Below are 16,383 nucleotides of genomic sequence, written 5' to 3'. Positions count from 1 at the left end.
ACGAATGGAATATTTTTCTGTATGCTAATGAAAAGTGGTCAGACCACTTTTGTTAGCTAATGGCTAAGGAGAGATCGGGATGACGGAAAATCAATCAAAATCAAAAGTGTTTATTGAGACAGTGAATGACTTAAAAGGAATTATTCAAGAAGAGGGTATTAAGCCGGGAGGTAAATTACCTTCGGAGCGCATGTTAGCGGAACGACTAGGCGTGGGGCGTTCGTCGGTTCGTGAAGCGCTTCGTAGTATGGAATTGCTTGGCTTAATTCAAACAAAGCATGGCGGTGGCACGTATTTAGCGGATTATCGTAATCATCAGCTCGTCGAAGTACTTGCGCAATTTATTTTGCCTGATGAAGCAGAAAGCGGCCATGTGTTTGCAACGCAGCGCATTTTAGAGCGCGATGCTATTTGTGAAGTGGCGCTGGATGATGCGCTGTGCAAACTCCCTGTGTGGGAAAGTCTGTTACATAATGTTATCGAAGGTCAAAGTGTCATGCGCGAAGATATTATTCGCGAAATGATTGTTGCGACCAATAACCGTCTTGTTTATAAAATTTGGCTATTGCTGAATCAATATGCACTTCGTCCGTACAAAGGTGTATCGACGGCGAACGAAAAAGTTCATTTAGAGCGATTTTTAAGCAATTTACGAATGGGTCAACCTACTTTAGCGCTTGAAGCGTACGAAGAATGGGTAGATACATTAGCGAAGGAGCGATAGATTATGAATATTCGAGAGATTTTTAAAAAAGGTAAAAAGAAAAAGCATTTCGCTATGCCACATGATGATGCGCGTTTAACGGAAGATTTATTAAACTGTGAAGATTGTCATCATGTGATGCGTAAGGTGGACTTTACGGAAGCATTTGGGGTATGCGACCGTTGTGGCTATCATCATAAAATGCATGCGCAAGATCGCTTAGCTATTACATTAGATGAAGGCTCGTTTGTGGAATTAGATGCTGCATTACAATCAGCAAATCCATTAGCTTTTCCAGGGTATCTTGAAAAGGTAAAAGCCGACCAAGAAAAAACAGGTTTAACCGAAGCAGTTGTGACAGGTGAAGGTCAGTTAGATGGTAAGACAGTAGTAGTTGCTGTGATGGATGCTCATTTTCGCATGGGATCGATGGGATCAGTTGTAGGGGAGAAAATTACGCGTGCCGTAGAGAGAGCGACCGAACTTGGCGTACCGTTTATTATTTTCACAGCAAGTGGTGGCGCACGTATGCAAGAGGGGGTCTTGTCATTAATGCAAATGGCAAAAACGAGCGTTGCATTGAAACGTCATGCGGATAAAGGCTATTTATTTATTTCTGTGATGACACATCCAACGACGGGCGGGGTATCAGCAAGCTTTGCCTCTGTAGGTGATATTAATTTAGCAGAGCCACAAGCATTAATTGGTTTTGCGGGTCGTCGTGTTATTGAACAAACGGTACGTGAAAAATTACCGGAGGATTTCCAAACAGCTGAATTTTTATTAGAACATGGTCAGCTAGATGCGATTATTGAGCGTAGAAATATGCGCCAAACGCTAAGCACACTCGTGAAGTTACATACGAAAGGGGCAGCACATCATGGCTAAGCAACCACTAGCATTTGAAAAACCATTAATTGAGCTACGCGCAAAAATTGATGAATTGAAAAACTTAACAACAAATGAATCACTTGATTTCAGTGAAGAAATTGAACAATTAGAACAGCGCTTTAGCGTCCTTGAAAAAAATATTTATACAAACTTGAAGCCTTGGGACCGTGTACAAGTAGCGCGTATGGCGGATCGTCCAACAACGCTTGAGTATGTGGAATTTATTTTTGATGATTTCATCGAATTGCATGGTGACCGTCAATTTGGTGATGATGCGGCAATCGTTAGTGGGATTGCATCGCTAAATGGTGTACCGGTGACAATTATTGGCCATCAGCGCGGTCGTGATACTAAAGAAAATGTGCGCCGCAACTTTGGTATGCCACATCCAGAAGGTTACCGCAAAGCGCTTCGCTTGATGAAACAAGCCGAGAAATTTAATCGTCCGGTAATTTGTTTTATTGATACGAAGGGCGCCTACCCTGGTAGTCAAGCAGAGATGCGTGGTCAAAGTGAAGCCATTGCACGCAATTTAGTAGAAATGGCCGGTTTAACAGTGCCGGTAATTAGTGTTGTCATCGGTGAAGGTGGAAGCGGTGGTGCACTAGCATTAGGTGTCGCCAATCGTTTGCATATGTTAACAAACTCAACATTTTCGGTTATTTCACCAGAAGGCGCAGCGTCTATTTTATGGCGCGACGGAGCGAAAGCACAACAAGCAGCGGAAGCAATGCGTATTACCGCGCCCGATTTAAAAGACATGTATGTCATTGATGAAATTATTCCAGAAGTATTAGGTGGCGCGCAAAAGGACCCTGAACAGCAGGCCGAGTTTGTAAAAGAAACGCTTGAAAAGTCTTTAACAGAGCTGTTAGCGCTTTCTAAAGACGAATTAATTGAAGATCGATATAAAAAATATCGTGAAATCGGTATTTTTACACAATAATTATTTCCAAACTGATAAGAAATCGGTATGATAGAACATAGAGAGAGATGTTAGACCTCATACGAGATATTTCTCGTATAAGCTCGAATTATCTCGATGAATGATTAGGCTGAATCATAGCATAAGCTATGTTCAGCCCATCTTTGTTTTAACTGACTATCAGGAGGTCATCCTATGAAAAAGATTGGTGTTTTAACGAGTGGTGGCGATTCACCAGGTATGAATGCTGCGGTACGTGCAGTCGTGCGTAAAGCAATCTATCATGATATGGAAGTGTATGGTGTCTACCAAGGTTACCAAGGATTGATGGAAGGAGAGTTTAAACCACTTAAACTCGGCGATGTAGGTGATATTATCCAACGCGGTGGCACGATGCTTCATTCAGCGCGATGTGTAGAATTTAAAGAACATGAGTCACAGCTACAAGCGATTGAACGTATGCGTGCACAAGGAATTGAAGGGCTTGTTGTCATTGGGGGCGACGGTTCTTATCGCGGGGCACTATCGTTGAGTGAAAAAGGCTTCCCAGCAATAGGTGTGCCAGGAACGATTGATAATGATATTCGTGGTACGGATTATACGATTGGTTTTGATACGGCATTGAATACGGTTATTGAATCAATTGATAAAATTCGTGATACGGCAACGTCGCATGATCGTACATTTATTATTGAGGTCATGGGACGCGATGCTGGTGATATCGCATTGTGGGCAGGATTGGCTGGCGGTGCAGAAACCATTCTTGTACCCGAAGTTACGACAAATATTGATACGATGATTGAACGTTTGCAACGCGGTAAAGAGCGTGGAAAGCGACATAGTATTATTGTTGTAGCAGAAGGTGTTATGTCAGGGCAAGAACTACAAAAGCTGTTACTTGAAAAAGGAATTGATACACGCGTATCTGTATTGGGACATATTCAACGTGGAGGCTCACCAACAGCGCGCGACCGCGTGTTAGCAAGTATGATGGGTGCGCATGCAGTTGAATTATTAATGAAGGACATAGGAGGTCGCGCCGTTGGTATTCGTAATCAAGCGGTGGTAGACTATGAATTGAGAGAAGTATTTGAAACAGAACATCATTTAGACGAAGATATGTTTAAATTATCAAAAGAATTATCCATCTAACTTACGGGAGTGTTCAACGAATGAGAAAAACGAAAATTGTATGTACAATCGGTCCAGCAAGTGAATCACATGAAACGTTAGTAAAATTAATCGAATCAGGTATGAATGTTGCACGTTTAAACTTTTCACATGGTTCACATGAAGAACACGCTGTACGCATTGAAGCAATTCGCCATGCAGCAAAAGAAACGGGCAAAATTGTCGGTATTTTATTAGATACAAAAGGTCCGGAAATTCGTACACATAATATGGAAAATGATGCGATTGAGCTTGTAACAGGTCAAACAATCGACATTTCAATGACAGAAGTGCTTGGTACTACGGAAGTATTCTCAATCACTTATGAAAAATTAATTGAAGATGTGCAAGAAGGTTCAATCATTCTTCTAGATGATGGTTTAGTAGAATTACATGTTACAGGTATTGATAGTGCCAACGGGTTAATTCATACAACCGTTGAAAATGCGGGCACTTTAAAAAATAAAAAAGGTGTCAACGTACCAGGTGTTTCTGTACAACTACCAGGAATTACAGAAAAGGATGCTGCAGATATCGAGTTTGGTATCAAACAAGGCGTGGATTTTATCGCCGCATCATTTGTTCGACGCCCATCAGATGTTTTAGAAATCCGTGAATTATTAGAACGTCACGATGCACATATTCGTATCATTCCAAAAATCGAAAATCAAGAGGGCGTTGATAATATCGATGGCATCTTAAAAGTTTCAGATGGTTTGATGGTTGCACGTGGGGACCTTGGCGTTGAAATTCCTGCTGAAGAAGTACCAGTTGTTCAAAAAAGTTTAATTAATAAATGTAATAAATCAGGTAAACCGGTTATTACAGCAACACAAATGCTCGATTCAATGCAACGTAACCCACGTCCAACACGCGCTGAGGCAAGTGATGTTGCAAACGCGATTTTAGATGGTACAGATGCGATTATGTTATCCGGTGAAACGGCAGCCGGCTTATATCCTGTTGAGTCTGTGCAAACGATGCATAAAATTGCCTCACGTATTGAAGACACATTAAATCATAAAGAAATTGTCCGTGCACGCAGCAAGCAAAATGGTGCAACAATGACAGAAGCCATTGCCCAATCTGTAGCATATACATCATTAAACTTACAAGTGTCAGCAATTTTAGCACCAACTGAAAGTGGCGCAACAGCACGCGCTATTGCTAAATATCGCCCTGGAGTACCTGTTGTCGCTGTTACATCATCAGATATTACAAGCCGCCAACTAACACTTGTATGGGGCGTACAACCGTTAACAGCACCAAAAGTAACATCTACCGATGAAGTGCTCGAGCTTGCAGTGCAAAAATCGCTTGATAGCGAAGTTGTAAAATATGGTGACTTAGTCGTAATTACAGCGGGTGTCCCTGTTGGTGAAGCGGGTACGACAAACTTAATGAAAGTGCATATGATTGGCGATAAATTGACAAAAGGTCAAGGCATCGGTCGCGCTGCAACGAATGGGAAAGCACTCGTTGTAAAAAATGCACAAGAAGCATTGGCGCAAGATGCAACAGGTCGTATTTTAGTAACGATTGGTTCAGATCGTGAAATGATGCCAGCAGTTGAAAAATGCGCGGGTTTAATTACTGAAGAGGGCGGTTTAACATCGCACGCAGCAGTCGTTGGTTTATCGTTAGGAATCCCGGTTATCGTTGGTGTGAAAAATGCAACAACTGTTATTGAACAGGGTCAAGAGATTTCAATGGATGCGACTTCAGGCGTTATTTACAAAGGGTATTCTAGTATTCTATAACAACGATTTTATTATAATGAAAAAGCGAATGGCTCGATGTGAGCTATTCGCTTTTTTTTGTTATTTTTACATGTATAACGACTAGTAAAAATCGGATGAATCGAGCAACAATAATGTTTATAACAGCATAAAAAAACATTTATAGATACGCTGTAGAGTGGTCGCTAAAACATGCGAAAAGTAACTTTTTATTTCAAAAAATACCAATTTAATACTATTTATCATTATATATCCAACTAAAAATATACCGATTTCTCTAGAAAAAAACGCATTTTTCTATTAAAAACGTCAAATCCATAAAATGCTTAGTTTTAATTCACAAAGCCGTCAAAATTGATTATAATAATTCATGTAAGCGATTTACTTATAGAATCATATAATTTTTTTGGGGTAATAAGTGGGTACACTTATTACAAATACTTATGATATGAATAGGAGCGATATTACTATGGCATCAACAAAAGGTTTAGAAGGTATCGTAGCAGCAGAAACAAAAGTAAGTTCAATCATTGATGATAAATTAACTTATGTAGGTTATAGCATCGACGATTTAGCTGAAAATGCATCATTTGAAGAAGTGGTATTCTTACTTTGGAACACTCGCCTTCCAAATGCACAAGAATTAGCAGAATTAAAACAACAATTAGCAGAAGATATGGAAATTCCAGCTGCAATCGTTGATTTATTCAAGTCTATGCCACTTGACCAAGTGCATCCAATGGCAGCTCTACGTACAGCGATTTCAATGTTAGGAACATTCGACGCTGAAGCAGACGTTATGGAAACTGAAGCAAACTACCGTAAAGCAGTTCGTTTACAAGCGAAAATCGGTACAGTTGTAACTACGTTCGCTCGCGTGCGTAATGGTCAAGAACCAATTGCACCTAAAAAAGACCTTAGCTATGCAGCTAACTTCTTATATATGCTAAAAGGCACAGAGCCAGAAGCAATCGAAATCGAAGCATTCAACAAAGCTTTAGTTCTTCACGCTGACCATGAATTAAATGCATCAACATTCACTGCTCGTGTATGTGTAGCTACATTATCTGATATCTACTCTGGTATCACTGCAGCTATCGGCGCATTAAAAGGTCCTTTACACGGCGGCGCTAACGAACAAGTTATGAAAATGTTATCTGAAATTGGTTCATTAGACAACGTTGAGTCTTATATCCAAAATAAATTAGATAACAAAGAAAAAATCATGGGCTTCGGTCACCGCGTATACCGTTCTGGCGACCCTCGTGCACCACACTTACGTAAAATGTCTGAAAAACTTACTAAATTAACTGGTAAACCAGAACTTTACGATATGTCAGTGAAAATCCATGATATGATTTGGGAACAAAAACATTTACCTGCAAATGTTGACTTCTTCTCAGCATCAGTTTACGATTCATTAGAAATCGAACATGACTTATTCACACCTGTATTTGCTGTATCACGTACAGCTGGTTGGTCTGCACATATTTTAGAACAATATGCAAACAACCGTTTAATCCGTCCACGTGCTGAGTACGTAGGACCTGGTTTACAAAAGTACGTTCCAGTTGAAGAACGCTAATAACTAAGCGAATTTTCGCGCAAAAGCGAAATGCTTCAACTCGGACTGTATGATATAATGTAATAGTCAGTGGGCTTGCTCCTTATTGGATCAAGCCTATGATTATGATTAATTTTAGGAGGCGCAATTTACATGGCAAAAATTACTATGGAAAACAATGGTGTGTTAAACGTACCAAACAACCCAACAATCCCATTCATCATCGGTGACGGTATCGGTCCTGATATCTGGCACGCAGCATCACGCGTTATCGACGCAGCTGTAAAAAATGCTTACAATGGTGAAAAATCAATCGAATGGTTAGAAGTTCTAGCTGGTGAAAAAGCATTCAACGCTACAGGCGAATGGTTACCACAAGAAACTTTAGACAAAATCAACGAATACTTAATCGCTATCAAAGGTCCTCTTACAACTCCAATCGGTGGCGGTATCCGTTCATTAAACGTAGCATTACGTCAAACTCTTGACCTATATGTATGCTTACGTCCAGTACGTCACTTCGAAGGTGTTCCTTCTCCAGTTAAAAAACCAGAAGACGTTGACATGGTAATCTTCCGTGAAAACACTGAAGATATTTACGCTGGTATCGAATACAAAGCTGGTTCAGACGAACAAAAGAAATTATTAAACTTCTTACAAACTGAACTAGGCGTTAACAAAATTCGCTTCCCAGAAACTTCAGGTTTAGGTATTAAACCAGTTTCTAAAGAAGGTACAGAACGTTTAGTACGCGCTGCTATCAACTATGCAATCGATAACAACAAACCAACTGTTACTTTAGTACACAAAGGTAACATCATGAAATTCACTGAAGGTGGATTCAAACAATGGGGTTACGATTTAGCTGCAAACGAATTCGGCGATAAAGTATTTACTTGGGCTCAATACGATGCAATCGTTGAAGCTGAAGGTACTGAAGCTGCAAACGCTGCACAAGCTAAAGCTGAAGCTGAAGGCAAAATCATCGTAAAAGATTCTATCGCTGATATCTTCTTACAACAAATCTTAACTCGTCCAAAAGAATTTGACGTAGTAGCAACTATGAACTTAAACGGTGACTACATCTCTGACGCATTAGCTGCTCAAGTTGGTGGTATCGGTATCGCTCCAGGCGCGAACATCAACTACGTAACTGGTCACGCTATTTTCGAAGCTACTCACGGTACAGCTCCTAAATACGCTGGTCAAGATAAAGTAAACCCATCATCAGTATTACTTTCAGGCGTATTAATGCTTGAACACTTAGGCTGGCAAGAAGCTGCTGACGCTATCACTGCATCAGTAGAAAAAACAATCGCTTCTAAAGTTGTAACTTACGACTTCGCTCGTCTAATGGATGGCGCTACTGAAGTAAAATGCTCAGAATTCGCTGACGAATTAATCAAAAACCTTTAATCTTTAAAGGATTATAAGAGGTGAAGCTTGCTTCATCTCTTTTTTTGTATACATTTACCATTTTATTGTAGAATAGGAGAAATTTAATATGTCGCATAAACGTAAAAAGATTTCCGTTATCGGTGCTGGATTTACCGGTGCTACAGCTGCTTTTTTAGCAGCACAAAAAGAACTTGGTGATGTTGTATTAGTAGATATTCCACAAGCTGAAAATTCAACAAAAGGAAAGGCGCTTGATATGGCCGAAGCTGCGCCAATTTTACATTTTGATGCTCAGATAACAGGTACAGCAAATTATGAAGATACCGCTGATTCAGATATTGCCATTATCACAGCGGGTGTTGCTCGTAAGCCAGGAATGAGTCGCGATGATTTAGTGAAAATCAATCAACGTGTCATCGAAGCTGTGACGAAAGAAATCGCAAATTATTCGCCAAATGCGATTTTATTAGTGTTAACAAATCCAGTAGATGCGATGACGTATACAGCGTATAAGGCGTCTGGCTTCCCGAAAAATCGCGTTATTGGGCAATCAGGTATTTTAGATACAGCGCGATTCCGTACGTTTGTTGCTGAAGAGTTAAATGTTTCGGTAAAAGATGTATCAGGCTTTGTGTTAGGCGGGCACGGAGACACGATGGTACCACTTGTACGCTACTCTTATGCGGGAGGTGTACCGCTTGAACTATTGATTGATAAGGAGCGACTAGAAAGTATTGTACAACGTACGCGTGTAGGTGGTGGAGAAATCGTCAACTTATTAGGGGACGGCTCTGCTTACTATGCCCCTGCTGCTGCGATGGTTGAGATGGCGGAGGCGATTTTAAAAGATCAACGTCGTATTTTGCCAACGATTGCATATTTAGAAGGTGAATATGGGCAAGATGGTATTTATTTAGGAGTACCAACGATTTTAGGATCAACAGGTATCGAAGAAATTATTGAATTACCGCTAACAAAAGAAGAACAACAAGCATTAAATCACTCTGCTAATGCAGTGAGAGATGTTATACGAGCATTGGATTAACGATTCCTGAATGACAGGTGTTGCGATAAGTGCAACGCCTATTTTTTTGATGAGGTCATTTCTTCATCATGACCTTTTTTATCATTTTTTCGCAGAAGATACCCTCCTCAACGTGTGGAGCGAGTAGGTGGGCGATGCATGCGGTGCTTAAAAGTAGAAACGGAACGTCTGTTTGTATTAAACTAAATGACAAACAAGGAGGTGTTCGCCTACTAAAAAAGTGAAGCCACTATTTCGAGCAAGTGGGAACAAGTACGCACTGTTCGTAGGAATCGTTCATTTCAAGCGAGCTCGTGAAAACGCGAAGTGGGGTAGTTCAAGTAGAAAATGGCAGAAAGCGTGTTATTCTAATACTTGTACTCGATTTTTTATACTATAACTGATACTATAAAAACATAGTAGTAGAGAGGGGGAAGGATGCAATGCTGTTAGGTAAAAATAATCGTATTGGTAAAACATTTGATGAAGTAGCAGTTGGTGATTCGATTCAAATTACAGAAAAAATTGAAGATCAACAGTTATTACTTTATTTAGGCTTAACAAATGACAATAATCCATTGTTCATTCAACATGATTATGCGAGTCAAACGGAATTTGAACGTCCGATTGTACCGACTGTATTGCTAAATGGTATTATTACATCAACGATATCAAAATATTTACCAGGACCAGGCTCTCGTATTATGGAGCTTGCATTGCAATTTCCTGGCGTCCTCTATCATTACGAAACAATTCATATCGTCTTAAACGTCATCGATAAGCGAGAATCGATTCGAGGGATTATGATTCATGTCGAAGGACGCAACTTATCTACCGATGAGTTGATTGTAACCGGAACGGTAATCGCGACACCACCTAAATGAGTGAATTTGAGATGGGGGTTTCAAACGAACATTTTGGAGGCAAACAAACATGACAAACAAAATTTTAGTTGTAGAAGACGAATTAGCAATTTCAACATTATTACAATACAATTTAAAACAAGCAGGATACGACGTCATTCAAGCTTTTGATGGGCAAGAGGGGCTCGATAAAGCAATGGCTGAAGCACCAGATTTAATGTTGCTCGATTTAATGTTGCCAAAAAAAGATGGTATGGAAGTGTGTAAAGAATTACGCATTCAAAAAATGGAAATTCCAATTATTATGTTAACAGCGAAAGACGATGAGTTTGATAAAGTTTTAGGTTTAGAGCTTGGGGCAGATGATTATATGACAAAACCATTTAGCCCACGCGAAGTTGTTGCGCGTGTAAAAGCGGTGTTGCGTCGTTCAAAAGTATTAGAACAAGCAGCAACAGTCGAACGTGAAAAAACATACCATATTGGACAATTAAGCGTTTATCCAGATCGCTTTGAAGCGACATTAGGCGACAAAGAATTAGAGTTTACGCCAAAAGAATTTGAACTGCTTGTTTATTTATTAGATAACAAAAATCGCGTGTTAACACGTGACCAACTATTAAGTGCTGTCTGGCATTATGACTTTGCCGGAGATACGCGTATTGTTGATGTACATATTAGCCATTTACGCGATCAAATTGAAGAGAATAGTCGCAAACCTAAGTTTATTAAGACAATTCGTGGGCTTGGATACAAGTTTGAGGAGCCAAAAGGCTAATGGCATCGATGCGCATACGCTTATTAACTGCCTTTGGGTTTTTATATGCGGCAGTGTTAGCGTGTCTAGGTTTTGGTATTGGCCAGCTATTGCCAGCTTATATTGATACGACCATTGAAAGCAGACTTTCTGCAAGTAATGCGCTGTCACAAGCGGCTAATCGACAAGTGCATGATGCGCTGTCATTTTGGCTTATGTTAATTGGCTCACTTGTCGTTGCATTTATTGTTCTTATGCTGTTAACAAATCGTATTTTGTATAAGGTCACATCATCGGTTGATCACGTGACGTATACAGCATTAGAGTTAGCAAAAGGAAATTACCGGGCGCGCGCATATGAGTCTGCAGAGGCACCAACGTCTTCATTAAGTAGCTCAATCAATGTCTTAGCACGCAATTTGCAAGATATGATGATGACGCGTGAGATTGAGCAAGAACGGTTAAAAACATTGATTGAAAATATGGGCAGCTCGCTTATTATGATTGGACGTGAGGGTGACATTTCGGTTGTTAATCGTGTCTTTTTAGAGCTGTTTGAAAAAGAATATGATGAAGTAACTGAGCAAGTGTTTCGTGATTTAGGCATGCCGCTTGAACTAGAGGAGTTTGTCGATCACGTCTTTATGACCGAGGAAGCATATCGCCAGCAAATTCAAATTCCAATCGATGGTGAGATGCGCCATATGGAAGTGTACGGGGCACCGGTAATCGGAGAGCACGGTCACTGGCTAGGTGTTGTTATCGTCATGCATGATATTACGGAATTGAAAAAATTAGAACAAGTACGCAAAGACTTCGTTGCAAACGTGTCACATGAATTGCGCACGCCGATTACATCGATGAAAGGCTTCTCGGAGACGCTGTTAGATGGAGCTTATAAGGATGAGGAAACGTTATTGACGTTCCTAGAAATTATGAACCAAGAAAGCAATCGTTTGCAGATGCTTGTCAATGATTTATTAGAGTTATCGAAGCTTGAAAAACATGGCTTCAAGCTAGATGTGTTACCAACAAGCTTAAATGACTTAGTAAAACGTGCTGCGGAAATGTCGGCCCAGCGCTTAGAAGAAAAAGAAATGGTGCTACATGTTGAGGCACCAGAAGAAATCGTGATTTTAGGTGATGCTAATCGATTGATGCAAGTTATTGTAAATTTGCTATTTAATGCGATTAATTACTCACCTGAACAGACAACTGTTACGATGAAGCTAAGTGAAAATGAAAAATTTGGCATTTTAGAAGTGAAAGATGAAGGCATCGGTATTGCGAAGGAAGAAATTACACGCGTCTTTGAGCGTTTTTATCGCGTAGACCGCGCGCGTAGTCGCAATTCTGGTGGTACAGGACTTGGGCTAGCGATTGTAAAACATTTAATTGAAATTCACCATGGAAAAATCCAAGTGGATAGTGAGGTTGGTCATGGGACAACAATGCGAGTTATGTTACCAAAAGTACCATCTTAACAATTTCTTTACAATTCGTTTATAGAACCTTCAAAGAGTATTGGTACTATAATAGATGAAGGCCCCCTTCAAATTCCCTTTTATTCAGACGATCCCCTTGTTGCCAATTGGTACATTTGAGTCTGGAGCTACTGTGTGTGGCAAAAAATCGTGACGAAATCGCAGACGGACAGAATTGAGGGCGTTCTGTGACGAGAACGGCTGCCATTTCATCGCCATTTGATCGTTAGAAGTAAACGAGACTTCTAACGGTCTTTTTTTTATGCTAAAAAGAACGTGTGTGCGACGTGTAGCTGTGTACATGGTAAGATAGAGGAGACAACTAGGACAAGAAGGGACTGTCACGATGACAAAAGAAAAATTACTATTATTAGATGGCAACAGTTTAGCATATCGCGCATTTTTCGCTTTGCCGCTATTAACGAATGACCAAGGAATTCATACGAATGCAGTTTATGGCTTTACGACGATGTTGCAAAAGATTTTAGGGGAAGAACAACCAACGCGCATTTTAGTCGCTTTTGATGCCGGCAAAACAACATTTCGCCACAATACATTTAAAGAATACAAAGGTGGCCGTCAAAAAACGCCACCTGAGTTGTCAGAGCAATTTCCGTACTTGCGAACATTATTAGATGCCTATAATATGAAGCGTTATGAATTGGACATGTATGAGGCCGATGATATTATCGGTACGCTGAGCCGCCAAGCAGATGAGCAAGGCATTGAAACGATTATTATTTCAGGTGATAAAGATTTAACGCAATTAGCTTCAGAGAATACGACGGTTTATATTACGCGTAAAGGCATGACCGATATTGAACAGTATACGCCTGCGCATATTGAAGAAAAATACGGTTTGACACCGCTACAAATTATCGACATGAAAGGCTTAATGGGCGATTCATCAGATAATATTCCTGGTGTTCCGGGGGTTGGTGAGAAAACGGCAATCAAACTATTAACACAGCATCCAACGGTTGAAGAAGTGTATGCACATCTTGATGATGTTAAAGGAGCAAAATTAAAAGAGAAGCTTATCGCAAATGAACAACAGGCGCTAATGAGTAAAGAATTGGCAACGATTAATCGTCATGTGCCATTAGCATTATCCATTGATGATTTAGCGTGGACGGCACCTAATACCGAGGCATTGTTTGAGCTGTGGCGTGAGTTGTCATTTAAATCATTAATTGAAAAAAGTGAGTTAGCCGTAACGGATACAGCAGAGAAAACAGCTATTTCGTTAGCTATTATTGAGCACATGACCGACGAATTTGCTGATACGATGGCTGTTCATGTAGAGTTAGAAAATGAACATTATCATAGTTGTGAAATTTTGGGGATGAGCTTTACAGCCGGTGAAACATCATATTATATGTCGTTTGAGGCGTTGCAGCAAGCAGAGGACATCAAGGCTTATTTAGCTGATGAGACAAAAACAAAATATGTTTACGATGTGAAGGCACAAAAGGCTGCATTAAGCCGTTTTGGTATCGAGTTAAATGGTGTCGTAGCGGATATGCTATTAGCAGCTTATATTGATGAACCGGCGCAAAATTTAGAAGATGTGGCGGCTGTGGCGAAACGTTATGGCTACAATGAAGTGCAATTAGCGGAACAAGTGTATGGAAAGGGCGCCAAACGTGCGATTCCAGAACAAGACGTTTTAGCGGAACATGTGGCACGTAAAGCGTTAGCAGTCTGGCACGCGCTTCCAACGATTGAGCAAGCTTTACGCGAGAAAGAACAATTTGATTTGTATAGTACGCTTGAATTGCCACTAGCCTTTATTTTATGTGATATGGAATGTGCTGGTGTTGTGGTGAACGAACAACGTTTAATTGAAATGGGCGAAGAATTAGCGTCAAAATTAACAGCAATTGAACAGAAAATTTATGCACTAGCTGGAACGGACTTTAATATTAATTCGCCAAAGCAATTGGGCGTTATTTTATTTGAAAAATTAGCGTTGCCGGTCATTAAGAAAACAAAAACCGGTTATTCAACAGCTGCAGATGTGTTGGAAAAATTACAACCAGAGCATGCGATTATTGACTATATTTTAGAATTCCGCCAACTAGGAAAATTAAAATCAACGTATATCGACGGTTTATTAAAAGTTGTTCATGAAGGAGACCATAAAATTCATACGCGCTATCAGCAAGCATTAACGGCGACCGGGCGTTTGAGCTCGATTGATCCAAACTTGCAAAACATTCCGGTACGTTTAGAAGAAGGACGTAAAATTCGCCAAGCATTTGTGCCGAGCCGTGAAGGGTGGAAACTATTTTCCGCCGATTATTCGCAAATTGAATTGCGTGTTTTAGCTGATATGGCTGATGAGGCGAATTTAATCGAGGCGTTCAATCATGATTTAGATATCCATACAAAAACGGCAATGGATGTTTTTGGTGTCGCACAAGAAGAGGTAACGTCAAATATGCGCCGCCAAGCGAAGGCTGTTAACTTTGGTATTGTTTATGGTATTAGCGACTACGGCTTGTCACAAAACTTAGGCATTACGCGTAAAGAAGCGGCCGAATTTATCGAGCGCTATTTTGAAAGTTACCCAGGTGTACAAGGCTATATGCAAACAATTGTTGAACAAGCGAAAAAAGATGGCTATGTGACGACGTTGTTAAATCGCCGCCGTTATTTGCCAGATTTAACAAGCCGCAATTTCAATGTGCGTAGCTTTGCAGAGCGTACAGCGATGAATACGCCAATTCAAGGGACAGCCGCAGATATTATTAAAAAAGCGATGATTGATATGGCTGCCGCATTGCGTGAGAAAAATTTACAAGCGACGATGTTACTGCAAGTACATGATGAATTGATTTTTGAAGCGCCACCAGAAGAATTAGCGATTTTAGAAGAGCTTGTACCGGCAGTTATGGAAGCAGCGGTTGCCTTAAAAGTACCTTTAAAAGCGGACGCGGCATCCGGCAATACGTGGTACGATGCGAAATAGGGGGGAAGATTTGTGCCTGAATTACCAGAAGTAGAAGGTGTTGTGCGTATGCTAAAACCCGTTGTTGAACATAAAACGATTCAGCGCGTAATCGTTTCGCCGGTCATTTATACGTCCAAAGAAGCGGGAAAAGAAGCAATTATTAAAGGGCAAACACCAGAGCAATTTATCGCCGCCGTTCAAGGAATGACGATTGAGCGCATCGAACGCCACGCTAAATATATCTTTTTTACGATGTTGAAAAATGGTGAGCAGCAGTTGTTAGTGAACCATTTAGGTATGTCGGGGGCATGGTTTCATGTCGCGCACCCCGATGATGTGACAGAAGGCAAGTTTCATAAACATATGCATGTCATGTGGCAATTAGCTGATGACGAGTGGTTAATTTATGCCGATATTCGTCGTTTTGGGGAGATGCGTTTATTACATGATATCGCCGATTATCCACCATTATTGGCGATGGCACCGGAACCATTTGATGCGCGTGCAAGCGATTATTTTTTAGAGAAATGTGCGCAGAGAAAGTACAATAATAAAGCAATCAAGGCGGTCATTATGGACGGTCAAGTTGTTAGCGGTTGTGGAAATATCTACGCAACCGAAGCGTTATTCCGCACGAGAATACATCCGGGACGAAAAGTGTCCCTTATAGAAGGAGAGCAGCTACGTACGTTGTTTCAAGAAATTGTGACCGTTTTAACGGAAAGTATTGCATTTGGCGGTTCTTCAATCTCGGATTATCGCAATATTAATGGTGAAGCTGGCAGTATGCAACATCACTTGCAAATGTATGGGATGAAAAAATGCCCAATGTGTCATACTAATACAGAGCAACAAATAATCGCTGGGCGCAACTCGTTTTATTGTCCAAATTGTCAGCACTAGGGGGAG

At 40.5% G+C, this 16,383-nt stretch carries 13 protein-coding genes; all 13 read left to right on the top strand.

Translation table 11 applies throughout. From position 1 onward, the window contains the following. Positions 1 to 79: 79 nt before the first annotated feature. The 13 genes from V514_RS0107955 to mutM all read left to right on the top strand — a co-directional run bounded on the left by V514_RS0107955 (position 80) and on the right by mutM (position 16,377). A complete protein-coding gene (locus V514_RS0107955; protein WP_029499452.1) occupies positions 80 to 724 on the top strand; it encodes a FadR/GntR family transcriptional regulator in 645 nt (214 codons plus the stop codon). Between the two features lie 3 nt (positions 725 to 727). Then, positions 728 to 1,591, top strand: a complete 864-nt coding sequence (gene accD, locus V514_RS0107950; protein ID WP_029499451.1) for an acetyl-CoA carboxylase, carboxyltransferase subunit beta — start codon at positions 728 to 730, stop codon at positions 1,589 to 1,591. Continuing rightward, positions 1,584 to 2,540 (top strand): acetyl-CoA carboxylase carboxyl transferase subunit alpha, encoded by a 957-nt coding sequence (accA, locus tag V514_RS0107945; RefSeq protein WP_029499450.1) that lies wholly within the window; start codon positions 1,584 to 1,586, stop codon positions 2,538 to 2,540. Before accD ends, accA begins: the two co-directional genes overlap by 8 nt. A gap of 174 nt (positions 2,541 to 2,714) precedes the next feature. Then, the gene (pfkA, locus tag V514_RS0107940; protein WP_029499449.1) at positions 2,715 to 3,671 is read left to right on the top strand and encodes a 6-phosphofructokinase; all 957 of its coding nucleotides are present in this window, start codon (positions 2,715 to 2,717) and stop codon (positions 3,669 to 3,671) included. Positions 3,672 to 3,691: 20 nt separating this feature from the next. Next, positions 3,692 to 5,449: a pyruvate kinase gene (gene pyk / locus V514_RS0107935; protein WP_029499448.1), complete on the top strand. Its 1,758-nt coding sequence runs from the start codon at positions 3,692 to 3,694 to the stop codon at positions 5,447 to 5,449. A 448-nt stretch (positions 5,450 to 5,897) separates the two neighbouring features. Next, positions 5,898 to 7,013: a citrate synthase gene (citZ, locus tag V514_RS0107930; protein WP_029499446.1), complete on the top strand. Its 1,116-nt coding sequence runs from the start codon at positions 5,898 to 5,900 to the stop codon at positions 7,011 to 7,013. Between the two features lie 132 nt (positions 7,014 to 7,145). After that, complete coding sequence (icd, locus tag V514_RS0107925; protein ID WP_029499445.1) at positions 7,146 to 8,408, top strand: NADP-dependent isocitrate dehydrogenase; 1,263 nt, start codon at positions 7,146 to 7,148, stop codon at positions 8,406 to 8,408. Between the two features lie 88 nt (positions 8,409 to 8,496). After that, entirely contained in the window at positions 8,497 to 9,435 is a 939-nt protein-coding gene (gene mdh / locus V514_RS0107920) for a malate dehydrogenase (RefSeq protein ID WP_029499444.1), read from the top strand. A 422-nt stretch (positions 9,436 to 9,857) separates the two neighbouring features. Continuing rightward, on the top strand, positions 9,858 to 10,298 hold the full coding sequence (locus V514_RS0107915) for a MaoC family dehydratase (protein WP_029499443.1): 441 nt from the start codon (positions 9,858 to 9,860) through the stop codon (positions 10,296 to 10,298). Between the two features lie 49 nt (positions 10,299 to 10,347). Further along, entirely contained in the window at positions 10,348 to 11,055 is a 708-nt protein-coding gene (locus V514_RS0107910; protein WP_029499442.1) for a response regulator transcription factor, read from the top strand. Next, positions 11,055 to 12,518: a two-component system histidine kinase PnpS gene (gene pnpS, locus V514_RS0107905; protein ID WP_029499440.1), complete on the top strand. Its 1,464-nt coding sequence runs from the start codon at positions 11,055 to 11,057 to the stop codon at positions 12,516 to 12,518. The genes V514_RS0107910 and pnpS overlap by 1 nt, the downstream gene beginning before the upstream one ends. A 346-nt stretch (positions 12,519 to 12,864) precedes the next feature. Beyond that, entirely contained in the window at positions 12,865 to 15,492 is a 2,628-nt protein-coding gene (polA, locus tag V514_RS0107900; RefSeq protein WP_029499439.1) for a DNA polymerase I, read from the top strand. Positions 15,493 to 15,504: 12 nt separating this feature from the next. Continuing rightward, entirely contained in the window at positions 15,505 to 16,377 is an 873-nt protein-coding gene (gene mutM / locus V514_RS0107895; RefSeq protein ID WP_029499437.1) for a bifunctional DNA-formamidopyrimidine glycosylase/DNA-(apurinic or apyrimidinic site) lyase, read from the top strand. Positions 16,378 to 16,383 lie beyond the last annotated feature (6 nt).

Origin of the sequence: Kurthia huakuii LAM0618 (assembly GCF_000505545.1) — a bacterium.
GTDB classification, from domain to species: Bacteria; Bacillota; Bacilli; order Bacillales_A; family Planococcaceae; genus Kurthia; species Kurthia huakuii.
This window is presented reverse-complemented; position numbering and strand designations above follow the sequence as displayed.

Bases quoted from the DNA above. Each gene is read 5' to 3' on its own strand.
- pfkA (WP_029499449.1), top strand. From the start codon at position 2,715: ATGAAAAAGATTGGTGTTTTAACGAGTGGTGGCGATTCACCAGGTATG.
- citZ (WP_029499446.1), top strand. From the start codon at position 5,898: ATGGCATCAACAAAAGGTTTAGAAGGTATCGTAGCAGCAGAAACAAAA.
- pyk (WP_029499448.1), top strand. From the start codon at position 3,692: ATGAGAAAAACGAAAATTGTATGTACAATCGGTCCAGCAAGTGAATCA.
- polA (WP_029499439.1), top strand. From the start codon at position 12,865: ATGACAAAAGAAAAATTACTATTATTAGATGGCAACAGTTTAGCATAT.
- icd (WP_029499445.1), top strand. From the start codon at position 7,146: ATGGCAAAAATTACTATGGAAAACAATGGTGTGTTAAACGTACCAAAC.
- mdh (WP_029499444.1), top strand. From the start codon at position 8,497: ATGTCGCATAAACGTAAAAAGATTTCCGTTATCGGTGCTGGATTTACC.
- V514_RS0107910 (WP_029499442.1), top strand. From the start codon at position 10,348: ATGACAAACAAAATTTTAGTTGTAGAAGACGAATTAGCAATTTCAACA.
- V514_RS0107955 (WP_029499452.1), top strand. From the start codon at position 80: ATGACGGAAAATCAATCAAAATCAAAAGTGTTTATTGAGACAGTGAAT.
- V514_RS0107915 (WP_029499443.1), top strand. From the start codon at position 9,858: ATGCTGTTAGGTAAAAATAATCGTATTGGTAAAACATTTGATGAAGTA.
- accA (WP_029499450.1), top strand. From the start codon at position 1,584: ATGGCTAAGCAACCACTAGCATTTGAAAAACCATTAATTGAGCTACGC.
- accD (WP_029499451.1), top strand. From the start codon at position 728: ATGAATATTCGAGAGATTTTTAAAAAAGGTAAAAAGAAAAAGCATTTC.
- pnpS (WP_029499440.1), top strand. From the start codon at position 11,055: ATGGCATCGATGCGCATACGCTTATTAACTGCCTTTGGGTTTTTATAT.